The sequence below is a fragment of the Arthrobacter sp. PM3 genome, from assembly GCF_003352915.1.
Lineage (GTDB): Bacteria > Actinomycetota > Actinomycetes > Actinomycetales > Micrococcaceae > Arthrobacter.
Genome location: NZ_CP022314.1, coordinates 1613941 through 1633044 on the forward strand (window position 1 = coordinate 1613941; position 19104 = coordinate 1633044).

The following is a 19104-nucleotide window of genomic DNA, read 5'->3' on the forward strand; positions in this document are numbered from 1 at the left end:
GGTCCCCCGCTTTTCTTATCGTTCCCTGTTCCACCCACCGGGCGCGCTGGTCAGCCGCGCCCGGCCGAACCCCAGAGGTCCCCATGAATGTCCCCACCGCAACTGCTACTCATTCTGCTGCGCCCGAACCGGCCGTGTCCGCGCCGTCTGGGTCTGCGCCGTCTGGGTCTGCGCCGGCTGGCGCCGATCCCTTCCGGCCCGCGTGGCACTACTCGGCCCGGAAGAACTGGCTCAACGACCCCAACGGGCTGGTCCACCTGGACGGCACGTACCACCTCTTCTACCAGCACAATCCTTCCGGGGACGTCTGGGGGAACATGTCCTGGGGACACGCGACGTCCGCGGACCTCCTGCACTGGGAGGAGCAGCCGGTCGCCATTGCGTGCGACGCCAACGAGGCCATCTACTCGGGCTCCGTGGTGTTCGATCCCGACAACACCAGCGGTTTCGGCACCGCCGGGACGCCGCCGCTCGTGGCGATCTACACCAGCGCCTACACCGACGCGTCGCCGCTGCGCGGGCGCCAGGCCCAGTCCCTGGCCTACAGCCTGGACCGGGGACAGACCTGGACCAAGTACGCCGGCAACCCCGTCCTGGACCGCGCCTCGGCAAACTTCCGCGACCCCAAGGTGTTTTGGTACGAGGGCCCGTCGGAAAGCTACTGGGTGATGGCCGCGGTGGAGGCCACGGACTGCCTGGTGGTCCTTTACCGGTCCGCGGACCTCAAGAACTGGGACTACCTGAGCAGCTTCGGCCCCGCGAACGCCACCGGCGGCGACTGGGAGTGCCCGGATCTCTTTCCCCTCGCGGTCGACGGCGACCCGGCCGACACCAGGTGGGTGCTGGTGGTCAACCTCAATCCGGGCGGCCTGACCGGCGGCTCGGGCGCGCAGTACTTCGTGGGAACGTTCGACGGCGTGGAGTTCCGTTCCGGGACCACGGTCACCGAGGGCCTCCAGCGGGACAGCAGCCGGATGCGGGACTACGCCTGGCTCGACTGGGGGCGCGACTACTACGCCGCTGTGTCCTTCAACGACGCCCCCGGCGGCCGCAGGATCATGATCGGCTGGATGAACAACTGGGACTACGCGGCCGCGACGCCCACCGGTGCGTGGCGCGGCGCCATGTCCCTGGCACGGGAGCTCACCCTGACCCGCCGCGACTCCGGCGTCGTCCTGCTGCAGACGGCGATCGATCCCTTCGACGGCCCGGACCGCGGCCGCATCTCCCTGGCGCCGCGGGACCTGCACCCGGGAACCGTGGATCTGCTGCTGCCGGAACCGGCGGCCGCCGGGGCTGGGCCTGCGGCCGCACCTGCACCTGCACCGGCGGTTGCGGCGCGCATCGACGTCGACCTTGAGCCCGGAACCGCCGCACGCGTGGGACTCCTGCTGCGGACCGGCGGCACCGAGCGGACCGTCCTGGCCTACGACACCGCCACGTCCCGGCTCTCCCTGGACCGGCGCGACTCCGGCGCCGTGGCGTTCCACGAAGGCTTTGCCTCGGTGGAACACGTTCACGTGCCCCTCGAGGACGGGATTCTGCGGCTCCGGGTCTTCCTGGACGCCTGCTCGGTGGAGGTCTTCGCCCAGGACGGCCGGGCCGTCCTCACGGACCTCGTCTTCCCGGCGGAGTCCAGCACCGGACTGGCCTTGTTCGCCGAGGGTCACGGAGCGCGGGTGCGGTCGCTGGACATCCGGAGGTAGCGCCTCGCGGCCTTGGTGGTCCGGGCCGGGCGGCGGAGTTTCCCCACTTTCCATGGCGCAGCCGGCCGGCCGCCGGCGATTCGGCGCAACACGCCGGCCGGGACCGGCGAAGGCGGGGAAATCCCGACGCCGGTGCACCGCAACTACCGCCGTCGCCGGCCAACCGGAGAGGCCTACCCGCGGGAAGGTCCCGGGAGTACCCTGTGCCAATCTGCAAGACCGTAGTTGATGGAGGTGCGGCGCAATGATGGACAAGCAGCCTATGGACAAGCAGCTCTGGCACAGGGGCCCGGTGGTGGGTGTCGGAGTCGGAGACCTGCAAAGCGCGGTGGCCCGGGAAACCGGGCGCATCATCCGGGAAGCCAACGGCGACCGCCTCAAAGCCACCAAAATCGTCCTCGACAAGCTCGTGGAAATGGGGCTCATCACCGAATCCGAGCTGCCGGTCCTCGCCGGGATCTGTGAGGAAGGATTCGCTGCCACATCCGGCAAGAAGGACGCCGCGGCCGCGTACCACGAGGTCCGGAAAGCCTACGACGAAATGCTCCTCAAACCCGGAGCCAGCCCCGTCGCGCTGGCCTTCGCGTCGGCGTCGGCCGGCTCCTACGTGGCCACCGACGGCGGCGAGGACGGCGGTGGCGGGACCACCGTGGTCTACAAGAAGTCCGGCGGCAACTGGCAGGAGACCCTCGCCGGGGCCGGGGCTGCAATCGGAGGCATCCTCGGCGGGGCGGCCGGGGCGGGACTGGGAACGGTGATCGGCGGCGTCGCCGGCAAGATCGTGGACGAGTGCCTGGACTGACGCGGAAAAGGTTCGACGACACCGGAAGGCGCTGGCGACGCGCATGATGCCTGGCGCCCCCCGAATATGGGAGCGCCCGGTATTTTGCGCGTCGCGGGGCGGCCGACGCGTCGTCAGGTATGCCTGAAAACCGGCCGGATCAGTCCCCGTGGACGGCGGCCTGGCGTTCCTCCGAGCGGTCCAGGTAGGCCAGCAGTAGGTCCCCGGCCCGGTCCAGGTCGCCGGATTCCAGGGCCGCGCAGATTTCTTCGTTGTCCGGCAGCCAGCCCTGGTAGAAGTGCGCATCGAGGGTGGCCTTGTGGAAGAAGAGGCGCATCTCGGCCAGCACCTGGGCCATGATCGTGTCCAGCCGCCGGCTTTCCGCCAGGGCCACGATTGCCCCATGGAAATGCTGGTTGGCGGTGCCCAGGCCCTCTTCGTCGCCGGCGGCGGCGGCGGCTTTGCCCTCCTCGACGGCGGCCCGGACCGCCGCGACGCGCTCGGGGCTGCCGCCGCCGCGGATTGAACTCACTTCAATGGCCCGGCGCACCGCGTAGACGTCGTGGATGTCGCCTGCCTCCAGGCTGGCCACGAAGACGCCCCGGTTCGGGTGGCGGACCACCAGGCGTTCGGCGGCCAGCTCGGCGAAGGCCTCGCGGACGGTGTTGCGGGAGACGCCCAGGTCCTCGGCGATGGTCGATTCCGTGAGCCGGGCTCCCGGCAGGAGCAGCCCCTCGGCCAGCTGGAGGCGCAGTTCCGCCGCCACCCGATCCGCCACAGACGGCACCGCGACGCGCAGCCGGGCCGCCGCTCCCAGTGCAGCCCCCACCGCGGGGCTGCCCGCCGCCGCGCCAAGTCCGGTGCCCGTTCCGGTTCGCGGCTTGGCGGAAAGGACTCGGGAGCCTGCTTCGGAGCTGGTCATACTCCAGAATTTACACGATCGCCAGATCGTCGGATTGAAGAATCGTTGAACAATCCGAAGTTTTAGTGCATCCTAGATAGGGGCCCAACCATGAGATGAGGATCACAATGGCAACCATCGACCTGAACAGCGACGTCGGCGAGTCTTACGGCCGGTGGACGCTGGGCGACGATCTGGCGATGTTCCGCTCCGTTTCCAGCGCCAACGTGGCCTGCGGATTCCACGCCGGCGATCCCAGCGTGATCCGCCGGACCTGCCGCGAAGCCGTGGCCGCAGGCGTCATGATCGGCGCCCACGTCGGCTACCGCGACCTCGCCGGCTTCGGACGCCGCTTCCTGGACATCGACCCTTCCGAACTGGCGGACGACGTCGTCTACCAGATCGGCGCGCTGCAGGCGCTGGCCGCGGCCGAAGGCGGCAAGGTGGCCTACGTGAAGCCGCACGGCGGCCTCTACAACGCGATCGTGGCGCACACCGCCCAGGCGCGGGCCGTCGTCGACGCCGTGAAATCGGTGGACCCGAGCCTGCCGATCCTGGGCCTGCCCGGCTCGGAGGTGCTCCGCCTGGCCGAGGCCGCCGGGCTCCGGGCCGTCACCGAAGCCTTCGCGGACCGGGCGTACAACACGGACGGCACGCTCGTCTCCCGGACGCTCCCCGGAGCGGTCCTGCACGACCACAAGGAGGTCACTGAGCATGTCCTCCGGATGGCCACCGATTCCGCCGTCCGCACGGTGGACGGCTCCATCCTGAAAATCCGGGCCGAGAGCATCTGCGTGCACGGCGACTCCCCGGGCGCCGTCACCATGGCCGCGGCCGTCCGCGAGGCCCTCAACGCCGCCGGAATCACCACCGCCGCGTTCGTCTAGGCCGGACCGCCGCCGGCGGCCGCCTTCATCCGGGCCTGCACCGCAGTCCCCGCACGACTCACGTCGACTTCAAACCCCAAGCATCAGGCAGCACCCCGCACACCTGGAGGAAAATCATGACCACACCGCAGCAGGCCACCCCGGCCGCCAGCAAGAAGAAGCTGCCGCCCGGCGCCGTCAAGGCCTACATCGCGAGCCTCACGGGCACCTCGCTCGAGTATTACGACTTCGCGATCTACTCGGTGGCGTCGGCCTTGGTGTTCCCCAAGGTCTTCTTCCCCGGCAACGACGAATACGTCGGGCTGCTGCTGTCGTTCTCGACCTTCGCGGTGGGCTACCTCGCCCGCCCGATCGGCGGCGTGATCTTCGGCCGGCTCGGCGACAAGATCGGCCGCAAGCACGTCCTCGTGACCACCCTGCTGCTGATCGGCATCGCCACCGTGCTGATCGGCGCGCTTCCGGGCTACGCCGCCATCGGCCTGGCCGCGCCCACCATTTTGGTGCTGCTGCGCCTGGCCCAGGGCATCGGCGTCGGCGGCGAATGGGGCGGGGCCGTGCTGCTCTCCAGCGAATTCGGCGATGCCCGCAAACGCGGCTTCTGGTCCTCGGCCGCCCAGATCGGCCCGCCGGCCGGCAACCTGATGGCCAACGGCGTCCTGGCCGTGCTCGCCGCGACGCTCAGCAACGAGGCGTTCCTCTCCTGGGGCTGGCGCGTGGCGTTCCTCGCCTCGGCCCTCCTGGTGGGCTTCGGCCTGCTGATCCGGCTGAAGCTGGAGGAAACCCCGGTCTTCAAGGCCATTCAGGCGCACGGCGAACAGCCCAAGGCCCCCATCAAGGAGGTCTTCACCAAGGAACCGCGCGCCCTCGTCTCAGCCGCCCTCAGCCGCATCGGCCCGGACGTGCTGTACTCCCTGCTCACCGTCTTCATGGCCGTCTACGCCACCAAGCAACTGGGCATGACCACCAGCAACGTCCTCACCGCTATCCTGATCGGCTCGGCTTTCCAGCTGGTCCTGATCCCCGTGGCGGGCGCCCTCACGGACCGCTTCAACCGCCGCCTCGTGTACGGCATCGCCGCCGCCGGAACCGCCGCGTTCATCCCGCTGTTCTTCCTCATGATCCAGGGCAAGTCGGTGCTCATGCTGACTGTCGGCATCGTGATCGGACTGGCGTTCCACGCGTTCATGTACGGCCCGCAGGCTGCCTTCATCACCGAGCAGTTCCCGGCCCGGCTGCGGTACGCCGGAAGCTCGCTGGCGTACACCCTGGCCGGCGTGGTCGGCGGCGCCATCGCACCCCTGGTCTTCACCGCCCTCTTCGCCGCCACCGGCAACTGGTTCCTGATCGCAGGCTACCTTGCGGTCGCCTCCATCGTGACGGTGATCGGCCTGGCCATCGGGCGCAACCCGCAGACCAAGGAAGAGGAACGCCTCCTGCAGGACGCCCACGCCTGAGCGGCGCGGATCCTTCGAGCAACCCGGCGGCAATGATGGAGACAGCAATGGAAACCCTGGCAGTTCACAACGATGCTGCTCAAACCAGTGCAGGTCACGACGGTGCCGTTCACAAGGTCCGCTCCGTGCGGGCCGTGGGAACGCGCGCGGTCCTCGCCGAGCTCGCCGGCACCCAGGACGTACTGGCCCTGCAGGCCCTGCTCCTCGAGTCGCCGCTGCCGGGCCAGCAGGACGTCCTGGCCGCGGCCGAGACCGTCCTGGTCAGGGCAGACTCCCCGGCGTCGGCGCGGCGCATCGCCGCGCGGCTGCTGGAGCTCGACCTCACCGCGCCCGTGCAGCGCGACGGCGGGCTGGTGGTCATCGACACCGTGTACGACGGCGAGGACCTCGCCGAAGTCGGCCGGCTCACCGGGCTGGGCGCCGACGGCGTGATCGCGGCCCACTCCGGCCAGGTCTGGACCGTGGCGTTCGCGGGGTTCGCGCCCGGTTTCGGGTACATGGTGGGGGAGAACCAACAGCTGGAAGTGCCCCGCCGCAGCTCGCCGCGCACCGCCGTCCCGGCCGGCTCCGTGGCGCTGGCCGGAAACTACTCGGCCGTCTACCCGCGCCGCTCCCCGGGCGGCTGGCAGCTGATCGGACGCACCGATGCCCGGATGTGGGACCTGGACCGGGCGCAGCCGGCCCTGGCCGCGCCCGGGCACCGGGTGCAGTTCCGTCCCGTCCGGGATGCGGTCACGCTGTCCGCCGAGCCCACCACCGAATCCGCTGCGGAACCCGCCGCCGCGCCGCGCACTGCAGACGGGCAGCACACCGCCTCAGGGCTCCGGATCGTGTCCCCGGGGATGCAGAGCCTGGTCGAGGACCTCGGCCGGCACGGCCATTCCGGCCTCGGAGTGTCCGCCGCCGGCGCCCTGGACCGGGCGTCGCTGCGGCGGGCCAACCGCCTGGTCGGGAACCCGGCGTCGGCCGCCGTCATCGAGACCGTCGCCGGCGGGCTTACCGTCCAGGCCGTGGGGGACCAGGTCCTCGCGGTGGCGGGGGCGCCGTCGGACCTGGACATCGTGTCCAAGCCCGACGACGCCGGCGACACCTGGCACCGCACCGTCCCGGTGGCCACGCCCTTCGCGCTGCTCGACGGCGAAACCCTCACCCTCGGTGCCCCGCGCAGCGGCTTCCGCAGCTATCTCGCGGTCCGCGGCGGCGTGGATGCGGCTCCCGTGCTGGGCAGCCGCTCCACGGACACCATGTCCGGCATCGGCCCCGCGCCGCTGGCCGCCGGGCAGCTCGTTGCCGCGGGCGGCGAGGCCGAGTCCGGCGTCGTCGGGCATCCCGAACTGCAGCCGGACTATCCGGGCACCGGGGTGACCGTCCTCGACGTCGTCCCCGGCCCGCGCGCGGACTGGTTCGACCAGGCGGCGCTGGAATCCTTCACCGCCCAGGAGTGGGACGTGACGCCGCAGTCCAACCGGGTGGGCATGCGGCTGGACGGGACGCCGCTGCGGCGCACCCGGCAGGGCGAACTCCCCAGCGAGGGCACCGTGGCCGGCGCCCTCCAGGTCCCGCCGGAAGGCCTGCCCGTCCTCTTCCTGGCCGACCACCCCATCACCGGCGGCTACCCGGTGATCGCCGTGGTGGTCGACGCCCAGCTGGACCTCGCCGCGCAGGTCCCGATCGGCGGCAAAGTCCGCTTCCGCTGGACGCCGGACGAAACACGCGTGCCCGGCACCCCCGAATCCAACCCCCAGTCCGTCACCGAAGAATCCGCCACCGAAAAAGAAGCGAGTAACTGATGCGCAAGGTCCTGATCGCCAACCGTGGGGAAATCGCGGTCCGCATAGCCCGGGCCTGCGACGACGCGCAGCTGGCGTCCGTCGCCGTCTACGCCGATATCGACGCCGACGCCCTGCACGTCTCCGCCGCGGACGAAGCCTTCAGCCTGAACGGCAACTCGCCCGCGGACACGTACCTGAACATCGCCAAGCTGCTCGCCGTGGCCGCCGAGTCCGGAGCGGACGCCGTCCACCCCGGCTACGGCTTCCTCTCCGAGAACGCCGACTTCGCCCAGGCCGTCCTGGATGCGGGACTGACGTGGATCGGCCCCAGCCCGGACGCCATCCGGCTGCTCGGCAACAAGATCACCGCCCGCGACGCGGCCGTCCGCGCCGGTGCGCCGCTGGTCGCCGGCAGCGACGGTCCCGTGGCGACAGCCGCCGAGGCCCGGGCGTTCGCCGAACAGCACGGCCTGCCGATTGCCATTAAGGCCGCCTTCGGCGGCGGCGGCCGCGGCCTGAAGGTGGTCCGCGTGCTCGACGAGGTGGAGGAAGCCTTTGATTCCGCCGTCCGCGAGGCTGTCGCCGCCTTCGGCCGCGGCGAGTGCTTCGTGGAGCGCTACCTGGACCGGCCCCGCCACGTCGAGGCGCAGGTCCTGGCGGACACGCACGGCAACGTCGTGGTGGTCGGAACCCGCGACTGCTCGCTGCAGCGCCGGCACCAGAAACTCGTCGAGGAGGCCCCCGCGCCGTTCCTCAGCGACGCCCAGCGGGAGCAGATCTACGACGCCGCCAAGGCCGTCTGCCGGGAAGCCGGCTATTCCGGCGCCGGCACGGTGGAGTTCCTCGTCGCCGCCGACGGCACCGTCGCCTTCCTCGAGGTCAACACGCGCCTGCAGGTGGAGCACCCGATCACCGAGGAGACCACGGGGATCGACCTCGTCCAGGAGCAGTTCCGGATCGCCGCCGGCGAGCCGCTGCGCCTCACCGAGAACCCGGCGCCGCGCGGGCACGCCTTCGAATTCCGGCTCAACGCCGAGGACGTGGGCCGCGGCTTCCTGCCTTCGCCCGGCACCATCGGCGAGTTCGCCGGCCCCACCGGCCCGGGCATCCGGCTGGACACCGGGGTCCGGTCCGGCTCCTTCGTCGCGCCGCAGTTCGACTCCCTCCTTGCGAAGCTGATCGTCACCGGCGCGGACCGCCAGCAGGCGCTGCGCCGCGCCCGCCGTGCCCTTGCCGAGATGCGCATCACCGGGGTGGCCACCGTGCTGCCGTTCCACCGGGCCGTCCTGGAATCCGCTGACTTCACCGCCGAGGACGCCCTGGGCGTCCACACCCGCTGGATCGAGACCGACTTCGCGGACAGCATCCCCGCCGACCCCGGCTACAGCACCACCGCGCCCGGCGGCGAACGCCGCACCATCACCGTCGAGGTCGACGGCCGGCGCCTCGCCGTCGGGCTCCCGGCGGATCTGCTGGACGGCTGGGCCCGCTCAGGCGCGCCGCTACCTGCCGGCGTCACCGTCCCCGGAACGTCCGACGGCGGTGCCGCCGCCGGCGGGTCGGCCGCCGTCGATCCCGGCGAGCTGCGCGCCGACATGGCCGGGACCGTGGTGAAGTGGCTGGTCGAGCCCGGCGCCGAGGTCGCGGCCGGCGACCCGGTGGTGGTCCTGGAAGCCATGAAGATGGAAACCCAGGTCTCCGCGCACCGCGCCGGGACCGTCACGGACGTCCGCACCGGCGCCGGGGGAGTGGTGGCCGCGGGCGCGGTGCTGGCGCTGATCGGCTAGCTCCCGGGCTGGTACGTGCCTGCACTCCATTCCTGGCCCTGCGGATCAAGGACCCTGCTGCGCCTGGAGCCCCACTCTGTGTCCTCAGGTTCGATCACGGAGATTCCACCGGCTGCGACGGCCCTGCGGTGGAAATCGTCGACGTCACCGACCAGCAGATAGAGCCCCTGGCCCGTCGACTGGCCGACGAGTGGCGGCCGTTGGTAACCGGCATCGCTGCTCGCGAGCATGACGACCGCTTCTCCCATCCGCGCCTCGGCGTGCACCACGGTGTCGTTGGGGCCGTCCTGCCTGCGGACAATTTCGAACCCGACTTCCTGCAGCCATTCCAGGGCTGCAGGGGCGTCGGCGTAACTGAGATAGACGTAGAGCCGGGCTTCCATGCGGTGATGATAGTTCCCGGGCGCGTCGGCGGGAAGATCCGGTGCCGGTCTGCCCGGACGGGGCGGCGGTGTCAACCGCTCAGCTCCCGGGCTCGCCAACGGTGATGACGGCCTTACCCCTGATGCGTCCGTCCGCGAGGTCAGCCAGGGCCTTTCCGGCGTCGGCGAGTGCGTAGGTCATACTCACCATGGGGCGGAGGGTGCCGGTCTCCGCAGCCTGTGCCAGGGCAGCGAGGTCGCGGCCGGTTGTGCGGCCGAACATGCCGCCAAGGTGCTGGCTGATGAACGGCGTCAGCAGGCTGCCGCGCAGCTGGCGGCCGAGGCCGCCCAGCAGCGGGCCGCCGTTCTCGCCGCCGACAATGACCAGCCGCCCCCGCGCTGCCAGTACGCTCCGCAGCAGCCGCAGGGGCCGGTTGCCGGCGATGTCGATGACGACGTCGTAGCCGCCGCCGCGGGCATCGATTTCCTCCCGGGTGTAGTCGATGACGTCCTTGGCTCCCAGCCCGAGAACGAACTCGCGGTTGGTCCCGCGGGCCACGGCGGTGACCTCCGCGCCGGCGGAGGCCGCGAGCTGGACAGCGTAGGAGCCCACGCCGCCGGATGCCCCGATGATGAGGACCCGGTTGCCCGCCGCGACGCGGGCATGGTCACGGACCGCCTGCAGCGCGGTGCAGCCGGACACGGGAAGTGCGGCGGCCTCGACGGGACTGAGGTGCTGCGGGCGGCGAATGACGCGGCTTGCCGGGGCGGTGGCATAGCCTGCGTAGGCGCCGGTCCCGCTGCCGAAGACCGGGTCGCCGACAGCGTAGTCGCTCACGCCCTCACCGACTGCGGCCACCGTCCCGGCAAAATCGAGCCCCGGGACCGGCTGCCTGGGTTTGGTGAGCCCGATGCCCAGCCGGGCCGCGTAGGGACGGCCGGTGGTCAGGTGCCAGACGCCGCGGTCGACGCCGGCCGCCTCCACCCGTACCAGCACCTGGCCCGGGCGAGGCCGTGGGACGGGCACCTGCCCTGGGGAGAGCACCGCAGCCGGGTCGTCCCCGTAGCGGGCCTGGACAATCGCCGTCATGAGCTCCGGCAGCGGCGGGTTCACGCCGCCCCCGTTTCCTGCAGATGCGGCGGGGCGGTGTGCGGGACTGTTCATGGCGACCTCCAAGCGGGTGACTTACGGTGTAAGAAAAGATAGCCTTACGGTGTAAAAACGTCAAGGGAGTGATGCAGATGGCAGGAACGCCACGGCGAGGTGCCGCCTTGGACCGCGCCGGAATTGTGGGCGCTGCGGTTGCCCTGGCCGATGAGCAGGGCATCGAGCGGCTGAGCATGCGGCGGCTCGGCGACGCCCTGGGGGTGGAGGCCATGTCCCTCTACCACCACGTGCCCGGCAAGGCGGTGCTGCTCGATGCCATGGTCGATTCGGTGTTCGGCGAGATCGCGCTGCCCGGGGATGGGGCCTGGGCCGACGGCATGCGGGACCGGGCCAGATCACAGCGAGCGGCGCTGCACCGCCACCCGTGGGCGCTGCGGCTGCTGGAGTCGCGCTCGGCCCCCGGAGTGGCCAATCTGCGTCACCACGACACCGTGCTGGGCTATCTGCGCGACGCCGGGTTCTCCATAAGGGCGGCCGGGCACGCATACGCCCTCCTCGATGCCTTTGTGTACGGCTTCGTGATGCAGGAGCAGGCCCTGCCGTTCGACGCCGGCAGCGCCCCGCAACTGGCGGCCACGATGCTGGCCTCAACTCCCGGGGCGGACTTCCCGAACCTCACGGCGTTCATGCGGGACGTCGTTCTGCCGGGCGGATATGACTTTGCGGACGAATTCGAGGTGGGGCTCGCCCTTGTGCTCGACGCCGTCGCGAACCTGCAATCCGGCCCGCCCCGGCCTTAGCGCGCGACGGCGGGCGGCGGTGCAGTGCTCGATCTCACCGTGAGCGACGGCGGAACGAGCGTATGGGTGCGCCGCCCCTCAAGCGCGGCCGCGGCCGCCGCCACCGCGGCGCCGGCGAGGGCGTCCGGATCCTGCCGGACGCTCGTAAGCTGGACATGCGCAAGCGCCGCCAGGCGGGAGTCGTCGTATCCCACCACGGAAAGCTCCTCGGGAACGACGGTTCCTGCGGCGTCCAGCGCGTGGAGGAACCCCAGGGCCGCATCGTCATTGAAAACCACGACGGCGGTCGGCAGCTCCGCCGGTGCGCCCAGGCTCCGCAGTTCAAGCAGTGCCCGCGCAGCTGCCATGCCGTCTGTCTCGCCCGGGCCGCCGGCAATGACTAGCGGCGGGACGGCAGTGTCCGCCATGAGCTGTTCATACGCTACCTTCCGCGCCCGGGAGCCGGCCGCCGTGCCGCCGTCGACGTGCGCGATCCGCGTGTGGCCCAGCGCGCGCAGGTGCTCAACGGCCAAAGCGATCCCGGCGGCTTCGTCCGTCGCGGCGCTCGAGAGCCGCGGATCGCTGTGCGGCTCCAGGACGGACACCACGGGTGCCGGCTGGGCGGCGAGAATGTCGGAGGAGGACGCCGGGCCCAGGACCAGCAGCGCCTCCGCGCCAAGATCCAGAAGGGAGCGGACGGCCTCGTCCTCGGCACGGCGATGCCCCCGCGCGCTCAGCGTGATGTCGAATCCGAGGGTGGCGGCCGCCGGATACAGGGCCTCGATGATCTCCGTGTGAAACGGCCCGTCGACGTCGAACACCACGCCGAGCAAGTGGCTGCGCGAGCTGCGCAGGAGACGGGCCCGCGCATCCGGGCGGTAGCCGAGCTGGGCGGCGGCCGCGAGGACCCGCTCGCGGGTCGCGTCGCTCGCGCCAGGAGCGCCGCGGACGACGATCGAGACGAGCGCGCGCGAAACCCCCGCCGCTGCGGCGACGTCCGCCAGTGTGGGGCGCTTGGCCATGGGTACTCCTTAGACTCTCCCTAAACTCTACTGGAACGTTCTAGACAGCGGGCCGTGTGCCGTGCGACACTCGTCAAATACTCCACTAGAACGTTCTAGTGAATTCTTGAGAGGACTGTCCCATGACTTACCTTCCCGTCGCGTCCGCCCGGCCCGCGCCGGTGCGCATCGGCCTCATCGGAGCGGGTTGGATGGGCGCGTATCACGCCCGCAGCCTGGCCCTGCGCATCCCGGGCGCTAGCCTCGCCGCGATCGCCGACCCCGCCGTCGCGGTCGCCGAAGAACTCGCCGCCGAACTCGGCGTGGCCCGCGTGACCCCGGACCCCGCAGACCTGTTCGCCGATCCCGGGATCGACGCCGTCGTAATCGCCGGGCCCGCACGCTTCCACGCGCAGCTCTCGATCGACGCCGCCCGCGCCGGCAAGCACGTCTTCTGCGAAAAGCCGGGCGCGCTGGACCTGGAGGAGCTGGCACGCGTCGAGGAGGCGGTCGCGGCCGCGGGCGTGCATTGGCAGATCGGCTTCAACCGGCGCTACGCGGCCGACTTCCTCGCCGCCCGCCGCGAAGTGGCGGCCGGCACGGTCGGAACGCCGCAGCTCCTGCGCTCCCTGACCCGCGATCCCGGCACGGGCAGCATCGGGCACGCCGCGCGGATTCCCCAGTGGACGATCTTCCTCGAGACGCTGATCCACGACTTCGACGCGCTCAACTGGTTCAACCCGGGTGCCGAGCCCGTCAGTGTCCACGTCACCGCGGACGCCCTGGTGGAGCCGTCCTTCAAGGACGCCGGCTTCCTCGACACCGCCGTGGTGACGGTCCGCTACGCGAACGGCGCGATTGCCGTTGCGGAGGCCAGCTTCTCCGCACTCTACGGCTACGACGTTCGCGGTGAGGTCTTCGGCTCAGCCGGCATGGTCCAGGCCGGCCGTGCCACCGAGACCGCCGCCGTGCGCTACGGCGCCGCCGGGCTGTCGGCTCAGACCCCGCGCCTGAACATCGAGCTCTTCCACGACGCCTACACCGATGAGCTCGCGGACTTCGCCGAGCACGTCCGCTCCCGCCGCGACGGCGCCGCCGCGCCCGAACACGGCGTGCCCCTCACCCCGGGCCTCGGGGACGCGCGGCGCGCCCTCGCCATCGCCCTGGCCTGCATCGAATCGGCCCGGACCGGCGCCACCGCCGCCGTCGCCGACGCCTCGGCTGCGGAGGCACGCGCGTGAGGCTCGCTGTCTGTGCCGAGATGGTCTTCACGGACCTGCCGTTCGTCGAGCGGGTCCGCCGCGTCCACGAGGCCGGATTCGACGTCGAGATGTGGGACTCGCGCAACAAGGACCTCGCCGCGCTCAAGGCGACCGGCGCCCGGTTCTCGTCCATGACCGGCTATTCCGCCGGCTCGCTGGTCGAGCCCGACACCGCTGACCTCGTGCTGAGCACCGCCGAAGCCCTCATCCCGACGGCGCTCGAACTCGGCGTCGAACGCCTCGTCGTCCACCCGGCCGAGCTCATCGACGGGAAGGCCGCCCGACCGCACTGGCGCTCCGACGGCACCATGTGGCTCACCGCGGCGCGCACGCTTGAGCGCCTCGGCGAGCTCGGCGCGCGCCACGGGGTCACGTTCTGCCTCGAAAACCTCAACACCGTCCTCGACCACCCGGGCATCCCGCTGGCCCGCGCGAAGGACACGCTCGCGCTCGTGCGCGCCGTCGACCACCCGAACGCGCGGCTCATGCTCGACCTCTACCACGCGCAGCTCGGCGAGGGGAACCTGATCGAACTGGTCCGCGAGGCCCGGCCGTGGATTGGCGAGATCCAGGTCGCGGACGTCCCCGGCCGCTGCGAGCCCGGAACCGGCGAGATCAACTACGCAGCGGTGTACCGGGCCCTCGCCGAGGCCGGTTACGCCGGGACGGTCGGGCTGGAGGCATATGCGTCCGGTGATTCCGACGACGCGCTCAAGGCCTTCCGGACAGCATTCGAAGGCTAGAGAGCCGCCGGTACCCGAACTCAGCTGTGGGTGGGTTCTTCCACCAGGGCGGTGGCGATGCTGTCCGCATCCTCCAGCGCGGCCAGGTAGCGTTCGGCATCCAGGGCGGCGGCGCAGCCGGTTCCGGCGGCGGTGATCGCCTGGCGGTAGCGGTGGTCCACCGCGTCCCCGCAGGCGAAGACGCCGGAGAGGTTGGTGACGGTGGTCGGGGAGTCGACCTTGATGTAGCCCTCCGCATCGAGGTCAACCTGCCCGGCCACGAGCTCGGTCCGCGGCACGTGGCCAATCGCGACGAAGATGCCCGTGGCGGCGTGTTCGCGGGTCTCGCCGGTGCGGGTGTCGGTCAGCGTGACGCCGCTGACCTTGCCGTCGCCGTGGATCGCGGTGACGGCGGAGTGCCAGGCGAAGCTGATTTTGGGGTTGTCCTTGGCGCGCTGGGCCATGATCCGCGAGGCGCGGAGCTCGCCCTTGCGCACGACGACGGTCACGGACTTGCCGAACCGGGTCAGGAAGGTTGCTTCCTCCATGGCGGAGTCGCCGCCGCCGACCACGATGATGTCCTGCTCGCGGAAGAAGAAGCCGTCGCAGGTGGCGCACCAGGAGACGCCGTGGCCGCTGAACTTCTTTTCCTCCGGCAGGCCGAGTTCCTTGTACGCGGAGCCGGTGGCGAGGATGACGGCCGGGGCCTTGTGCGTCGCGCCGGTCCCGGTGACCACGCGCTTGAGGTGCCCGGTCAGCGTCACCCCGGTGACGTCGTCGAACACCACCTCCGCGCCGAACTTCTCGGCCTGCTGCTGGAGCCCGTCCATCAGTTCGGGGCCCTGGATGCCGGCGGGGAAGCCGGGGAAGTTCTCCACCTCGGTGGTGTTCATCAGCGCACCTCCCGCGGTGACGGCGCCGGCAAGGACGAGCGGCGCCAGGCCGGCGCGGGCTGCGTAGATCGCCGCGGTGTAGCCGGCGGGGCCGGAACCGATGATGATCAGCTGCCGGCTGTCGGTGGTCTCGGTGCTCATGGTGGACTCCTGGATTCTCCTGCGGCCCCGGCCCCGGGCTACGCGCTGGTGCTGGATGCGAGAACGCCCAGGCCGAGGGCTGCGATGATGCCGCTGCTGCCGCGTTCGAGCCAGCTGCTCACCTTGGGGCGCTGCAGCCAGGCCATAGCCTTGGCCGCCGCGATGGCGACGACTGCCAGGTAGAGGAAGCCGATGACGCTTTCAATGACGCCGAGGACCATGGCGGTCTCCAGGGTGTTGCCGCCGTGCGGGATGAACTGCGGGACGACGGCGAGGTAGAACAGGCCCACCTTGGGGTTGAGCAGCGTGGACAGCGCGCCGGCGCCGAACCCGGAACGCCGGCTGTAGCTTCGGCGCGGCGGGAGCCCGGCCGCCGCGGGGGTTGCCGCGCGGCGCGCCCGGATCAGCGACGAGATGCCCAGGTACAGCAGGTACAGGCCGCCGGCGACCTTCAGCCAGCGGAACACTTCCGCCGAGTCCTCCAGCACTGCGGCGAGCCCCACGCCCACGAGTGCGGCCCACACCAGCGCGGCCAGCGCGGAGCCGACCGCCGCCGCAATGCCGGCCCCGGCACTTTGCAACGAGATGCGCAGCACCAGGAAAGTGTCCGGTCCGGGAGTCACGGAGAGCAACAGGCACAGGCCCGCGAAGGCCAGCAGGGAGACGGCGGTCATGGGCACCATTGTCCGGGTGCGGGCGTCCGGGTGCAATTGAGACAGTGCAGCGTGAGGTCAGTCGTCAACCTCAGCACTTGACCTCAGCACTTAACCTCGGCCCTGAGATCACTGATGGCGGCCTGGACGTTCGCGGCCTCGTCCTGGAGGGACGCGGCGGCCTGGGTCAGCGTGGCGTCGTTGGGTACCGCGCTGACGGCGGCGTTGAACTTGGCTTCGGCCGCCTTGACGGCGTCGGCCCGTTCCTGGGCGAGGTTCTTGTTGGCCGCGACGAGGTCGTCATAGGTCTTGGTGACCTGATCCTGGGCCTTGCGGACCTGCTCGATGGTGGCATCAGGCTTCAGTGTGTCCTTGAAATTTGTCAGCGCCGCGGCGTGAGCATCAATGGCGGCGCAGACCTCGGACGTGCTCGCCGGCGGACTGGACATGGACGCGGGCGCACTGGCTGAGGCGCTGGAGGTCGCAGCAGGGGTGCCGGCGGGGCTGCACCCGGTGAGCAGCGCGGCGGCGAGTGCGATCGCTCCCAAGAGAATCGGGTGGGGTTTCGGCATTGGACGTTCCTCTCCCAGTTGGGTGTCGCCTCCGCGCGTCGAAGGCCATATTCATCCTCTGCCCGGACGGGGGAGCGGACCTCACCCGCCGGGGGTGAAATGGGAAATGTTGCCCTCACACTGCCGCCGCTCCGGGACGCAGGAGGCTATAGGCAAAACGGCTCTAGTGGGACCGGCCCGGCACGGGTAGAACGGATGGTGCCACGGCGGAAGGGGTCGTCCGCGACTGGTGTTGAAGCCGGGGCAGGCGGTCCAAGGCGGGACGTTTGAACTATCTGCCTTGGGCCGCCGCGGCGCATCTGTGTGTCGTTGGGAAGCGGATCTGAGGTGCCGGCGGATTTGATGGCGCCGCAGCCCCCGCGCGGACGTATGCTGTTTTCATCGGCTCAGCAATGAGCCGCGTGCCTTGACTTCGAGCGTGGAACATGACCCAGGTAACGCCGGAAGGAAGCGGGCAGGATCCCCATGCCGCCTTCTGGGATGTGCATTTCAACGACCCCGCCGTCGGTGCGTTTCTCAGCGACGTCGTGAGTGAACTCCTTGACGACATCGGCGGGGCCGGCCGCGGGATCGACTGGGGGATTACACTTCTGCGGTCCGGGGAAACCATCACGCTCGCCGCCGGCAGCGTACCGTCGCGTGCAGCGGACGAAGCCCAGCGTGTCTTCGATGACGGCCCCGCCCGCGCCGCCGTGCGCAGCGGGGAGTTTGTCCTCGTGGGTGATACCTCCCTGGAGCGCCGCTGGCCCGGATACGCCAGTGCCGTCGCTGCCGAGGGAGCCCGATCGATCCTGACCGTGCCCCTGTTGCCCGCCGACGTGTTTCGTGCCGCGGTGAGCCTCTATGCGGCGCGGCCGCAGGTCTTCACCAGCGCGGACATCATGGCAGCGGTGCGGCTGGCCCACCAAGTGTCCCGTGCGTTGCTCCTGGTCCAGGAAGCGGCCCTCACGTACGGGGCGGCTGCCGATCTGTCCTCGGTCCAGCTCTCCCGGGTGCTGGCCGGCCTGGCACTGAGGACACTGGTGCGCGACTACGGCTTCAGCGAAGGCGAAGCCCTTGACTATCTCCGGAGCGCGGCGGCCGGTCCCGCCCGGGAACCGTCCGGCGGCGCGGTCCGTGTGCTGGTTCCCGGCCCGGGCCAGGACGAATCCCTGCCCGTTCCCTACGTCGCTGCGCCCCACGCTGAACCCCCGGTTCGCCGCAGGCGGCGAAAGGTGGAGAGCCCCGCGTAGAGCCCGGCTGAATTAGTCGACGGCCGGGCGCAGCAGTCGGGCCGCGAAGTGGAGCTGGCGGACCCAGTGGTGTTCCTGCCCGCCCTCATGGTTGTTGAAACGGTAGACCTCAATGGCTGTCGCCGGGGCTGCCGTGCCGGCTTCCCCGGCGCCAGTGCCCCCTCCGGCGCCCGTGCCGTAGGCGTTGTAGGCGGCAAAGACCGTGGACGCCGGGCAGACGTCGTCCATGAGCGCCACGGAGAACAGCGCCGGCGCCGTGGCACGCCGGCCCAGATGCACGCCGTCGAAATAGTTCAGCACCGCCAGTGCGGGCTCGTAGCGGTCCCGGTGCCGGGCCAGGAAGCCGGCAATTTCCGGGTAGGGCCCGCGCGCGGCGATGTCGATGGCGCGGGGAAAGTCCTGCAGGAACGGCACGTCGGCCATGGTGCCCGCAATCCCGTCCAGGCGCCCGCCCGCCAGCCCGGCGGCCGCGATGGCCAGGCCGCCGCCCTGGCTCAGGCCCGCCAGCAGCACCTGCCCGGCATCCACCTCGGGGTGGCTCTGCGCGGCTTCGATGGCCCGGAACGCGTCGACGAACACGCGGCGGTAGTAGTAGTCCTCCCGGGAGGACAGACCGCGTGTCATCAGCCCGGCGTAGGCCACCTCCCCTGCCGAGGCGTGCGTATCCGGCGTCTCACCCAGGGAGCCGCCGTAGCCCTGGCCGCGGGTGTCCATGATGAAGTGCGCGTAGCCCGCCTGCGCCCATTTCGTGTCCTGCTGGACCAGTCCCCGGCCGCCGGAATAGCCGACGTACTGCACCACCACGGGCAATGCCCGGCCGGGCTCCCGGTTTGCCGGCAGGTGCAGCCAGCCCTTGATCCGGGCGCCGCCGAAGCCGGAGAAGGACACATCAAAGCTGTCGATGACGCTCAGATGGTTCTCGACCTCGACAAAGACGGCGTCGAGCGGGAATTCCCTCGCTTCAACAATGGTCCGGTCCCAGAACGCATCGAAATCGCAGGGTTCGACGGCGGACGAAGTGTAGGTGCGGAGCTGGTCCAACGGCAGATCAACGAGGGGCATCGGGTCTCCAAGAGGTGAGGCATGCGGTC

18 protein-coding genes are annotated in these 19104 nt (G+C 70.7%); 10 read left to right on the top strand and 8 right to left on the bottom strand.

The annotated features are described in order from the left end of the window. The first annotated feature begins 83 nt into the window (after positions 1 to 83). Together CFN17_RS07480 and CFN17_RS07485 are read left to right on the top strand one after the other, a co-directional pair. Positions 84 to 1706: a glycoside hydrolase family 32 protein gene (locus CFN17_RS07480; protein ID WP_208750791.1), complete on the top strand. Its 1623-nt coding sequence runs from the start codon at positions 84 to 86 to the stop codon at positions 1704 to 1706. A gap of 244 nt (positions 1707 to 1950) precedes the next feature. Then, positions 1951 to 2508 carry a hypothetical protein gene (locus CFN17_RS07485; RefSeq protein ID WP_208750792.1) on the top strand — a complete coding sequence of 186 codons (558 nt, stop codon included), beginning with the start codon at positions 1951 to 1953 and terminating at the stop codon, positions 2506 to 2508. Positions 2509 to 2647: 139 nt separating this feature from the next. Here the strand turns inward: CFN17_RS07485 and CFN17_RS07490 are convergent, their stop codons facing one another. After that, a complete protein-coding gene (locus tag CFN17_RS07490; RefSeq protein ID WP_261792405.1) occupies positions 2648 to 3409 on the bottom strand; it encodes a GntR family transcriptional regulator in 762 nt (253 codons plus the stop codon). Positions 3410 to 3516: 107 nt separating this feature from the next. Between CFN17_RS07490 and CFN17_RS07495 the strand changes: the two genes are divergently transcribed. The 4 genes from CFN17_RS07495 to CFN17_RS07510 all read left to right on the top strand — a co-directional run bounded on the left by CFN17_RS07495 (position 3517) and on the right by CFN17_RS07510 (position 9288). Continuing rightward, positions 3517 to 4275 (top strand): LamB/YcsF family protein, encoded by a 759-nt coding sequence (locus CFN17_RS07495; protein ID WP_208750793.1) that lies wholly within the window; start codon positions 3517 to 3519, stop codon positions 4273 to 4275. A gap of 116 nt (positions 4276 to 4391) precedes the next feature. Beyond that, on the top strand, positions 4392 to 5729 hold the full coding sequence (locus CFN17_RS07500) for an MFS transporter (RefSeq protein ID WP_208750794.1): 1338 nt from the start codon (positions 4392 to 4394) through the stop codon (positions 5727 to 5729). Positions 5730 to 5776: 47 nt separating this feature from the next. Continuing rightward, on the top strand, positions 5777 to 7519 hold the full coding sequence (locus tag CFN17_RS07505; RefSeq protein WP_208750795.1) for a 5-oxoprolinase/urea amidolyase family protein: 1743 nt from the start codon (positions 5777 to 5779) through the stop codon (positions 7517 to 7519). Next, positions 7519 to 9288, top strand: coding sequence for a biotin carboxylase N-terminal domain-containing protein (locus CFN17_RS07510; protein WP_208750796.1), 1770 nt, complete (start codon positions 7519 to 7521; stop codon positions 9286 to 9288). Before CFN17_RS07505 ends, CFN17_RS07510 begins: the two co-directional genes overlap by 1 nt. Here CFN17_RS07510 and CFN17_RS07515 read toward each other — a convergent pair. Together CFN17_RS07515 and CFN17_RS07520 are read right to left on the bottom strand one after the other, a co-directional pair. After that, positions 9285 to 9671: a VOC family protein gene (locus CFN17_RS07515; protein WP_208750797.1), complete on the bottom strand. Its 387-nt coding sequence runs from the start codon at positions 9669 to 9671 to the stop codon at positions 9285 to 9287. The two genes, CFN17_RS07510 and CFN17_RS07515, sit on opposite strands and share 4 nt — an antisense overlap. Before the next feature lie 79 nt (positions 9672 to 9750). Continuing rightward, the gene (locus tag CFN17_RS07520) at positions 9751 to 10815 is read right to left on the bottom strand and encodes an NAD(P)-dependent alcohol dehydrogenase (protein ID WP_261792406.1); all 1065 of its coding nucleotides are present in this window, start codon (positions 10813 to 10815) and stop codon (positions 9751 to 9753) included. A gap of 77 nt (positions 10816 to 10892) precedes the next feature. Here CFN17_RS07520 and CFN17_RS07525 point away from each other — a divergent pair, with 77 nt between their 5' ends. Continuing rightward, positions 10893 to 11558, top strand: coding sequence for a TetR/AcrR family transcriptional regulator (locus CFN17_RS07525; protein ID WP_208750798.1), 666 nt, complete (start codon positions 10893 to 10895; stop codon positions 11556 to 11558). On the opposite strand, the gene CFN17_RS07530 is transcribed toward CFN17_RS07525, so the two are convergent. Further along, entirely contained in the window at positions 11555 to 12559 is a 1005-nt protein-coding gene (locus CFN17_RS07530; RefSeq protein WP_208750799.1) for a LacI family DNA-binding transcriptional regulator, read from the bottom strand. The two genes, CFN17_RS07525 and CFN17_RS07530, sit on opposite strands and share 4 nt — an antisense overlap. 122 nt (positions 12560 to 12681) lie before the next feature. Between CFN17_RS07530 and CFN17_RS07535 the strand changes: the two genes are divergently transcribed. Continuing rightward, positions 12682 to 13779 carry a Gfo/Idh/MocA family oxidoreductase gene (locus tag CFN17_RS07535; protein WP_208750800.1) on the top strand — a complete coding sequence of 366 codons (1098 nt, stop codon included), beginning with the start codon at positions 12682 to 12684 and terminating at the stop codon, positions 13777 to 13779. After that, entirely contained in the window at positions 13776 to 14543 is a 768-nt protein-coding gene (locus tag CFN17_RS07540; protein ID WP_261792407.1) for a TIM barrel protein, read from the top strand. The genes CFN17_RS07535 and CFN17_RS07540 overlap by 4 nt, the downstream gene beginning before the upstream one ends. A gap of 20 nt (positions 14544 to 14563) precedes the next feature. On the opposite strand, the gene trxB is transcribed toward CFN17_RS07540, so the two are convergent. From trxB to CFN17_RS07555, 3 genes are all read right to left on the bottom strand, one after another. Beyond that, a complete protein-coding gene (gene trxB / locus CFN17_RS07545) occupies positions 14564 to 15556 on the bottom strand; it encodes a thioredoxin-disulfide reductase (RefSeq protein WP_208750801.1) in 993 nt (330 codons plus the stop codon). Between the two features lie 38 nt (positions 15557 to 15594). Next, positions 15595 to 16230: a LysE family translocator gene (locus CFN17_RS07550; RefSeq protein WP_208750802.1), complete on the bottom strand. Its 636-nt coding sequence runs from the start codon at positions 16228 to 16230 to the stop codon at positions 15595 to 15597. 83 nt (positions 16231 to 16313) lie between these two features. Further along, a complete protein-coding gene (locus CFN17_RS07555) occupies positions 16314 to 16781 on the bottom strand; it encodes a hypothetical protein (protein WP_208750803.1) in 468 nt (155 codons plus the stop codon). A 425-nt stretch (positions 16782 to 17206) separates the two neighbouring features. Between CFN17_RS07555 and CFN17_RS07560 the strand changes: the two genes are divergently transcribed. Further along, complete coding sequence (locus CFN17_RS07560) at positions 17207 to 18013, top strand: GAF domain-containing protein (RefSeq protein WP_208750804.1); 807 nt, start codon at positions 17207 to 17209, stop codon at positions 18011 to 18013. A gap of 12 nt (positions 18014 to 18025) precedes the next feature. Here the strand turns inward: CFN17_RS07560 and CFN17_RS07565 are convergent, their stop codons facing one another. Continuing rightward, positions 18026 to 19075, bottom strand: a complete 1050-nt coding sequence (locus CFN17_RS07565) for an acetylxylan esterase (protein ID WP_208750805.1) — start codon at positions 19073 to 19075, stop codon at positions 18026 to 18028. Positions 19076 to 19104: the final 29 nt, after the last annotated feature.

Excerpts from the sequence above, each read along its gene's own strand:
- CFN17_RS07480 (WP_208750791.1), top strand. The coding sequence starts at position 84 with ATGAATGTCCCCACCGCAACTGCTACTCATTCTGCTGCGCCCGAACCG.
- CFN17_RS07485 (WP_208750792.1), top strand. The coding sequence starts at position 1,951 with ATGATGGACAAGCAGCCTATGGACAAGCAGCTCTGGCACAGGGGCCCG.
- CFN17_RS07490 (WP_261792405.1), bottom strand. The coding sequence starts at position 3,409 with ATGACCAGCTCCGAAGCAGGCTCCCGAGTCCTTTCCGCCAAGCCGCGA.
- CFN17_RS07495 (WP_208750793.1), top strand. The coding sequence starts at position 3,517 with ATGGCAACCATCGACCTGAACAGCGACGTCGGCGAGTCTTACGGCCGG.
- CFN17_RS07500 (WP_208750794.1), top strand. The coding sequence starts at position 4,392 with ATGACCACACCGCAGCAGGCCACCCCGGCCGCCAGCAAGAAGAAGCTG.
- CFN17_RS07505 (WP_208750795.1), top strand. The coding sequence starts at position 5,777 with ATGGAAACCCTGGCAGTTCACAACGATGCTGCTCAAACCAGTGCAGGT.
- CFN17_RS07510 (WP_208750796.1), top strand. The coding sequence starts at position 7,519 with ATGCGCAAGGTCCTGATCGCCAACCGTGGGGAAATCGCGGTCCGCATA.
- CFN17_RS07515 (WP_208750797.1), bottom strand. The coding sequence starts at position 9,671 with ATGGAAGCCCGGCTCTACGTCTATCTCAGTTACGCCGACGCCCCTGCA.
- CFN17_RS07520 (WP_261792406.1), bottom strand. The coding sequence starts at position 10,815 with ATGAACAGTCCCGCACACCGCCCCGCCGCATCTGCAGGAAACGGGGGC.
- CFN17_RS07525 (WP_208750798.1), top strand. The coding sequence starts at position 10,893 with ATGGCAGGAACGCCACGGCGAGGTGCCGCCTTGGACCGCGCCGGAATT.
- CFN17_RS07530 (WP_208750799.1), bottom strand. The coding sequence starts at position 12,559 with ATGGCCAAGCGCCCCACACTGGCGGACGTCGCCGCAGCGGCGGGGGTT.
- CFN17_RS07535 (WP_208750800.1), top strand. The coding sequence starts at position 12,682 with ATGACTTACCTTCCCGTCGCGTCCGCCCGGCCCGCGCCGGTGCGCATC.
- trxB (WP_208750801.1), bottom strand. The coding sequence starts at position 15,556 with ATGAGCACCGAGACCACCGACAGCCGGCAGCTGATCATCATCGGTTCC.
- CFN17_RS07550 (WP_208750802.1), bottom strand. The coding sequence starts at position 16,230 with ATGACCGCCGTCTCCCTGCTGGCCTTCGCGGGCCTGTGCCTGTTGCTC.
- CFN17_RS07555 (WP_208750803.1), bottom strand. The coding sequence starts at position 16,781 with ATGCCGAAACCCCACCCGATTCTCTTGGGAGCGATCGCACTCGCCGCC.
- CFN17_RS07560 (WP_208750804.1), top strand. The coding sequence starts at position 17,207 with ATGACCCAGGTAACGCCGGAAGGAAGCGGGCAGGATCCCCATGCCGCC.
- CFN17_RS07565 (WP_208750805.1), bottom strand. The coding sequence starts at position 19,075 with ATGCCCCTCGTTGATCTGCCGTTGGACCAGCTCCGCACCTACACTTCG.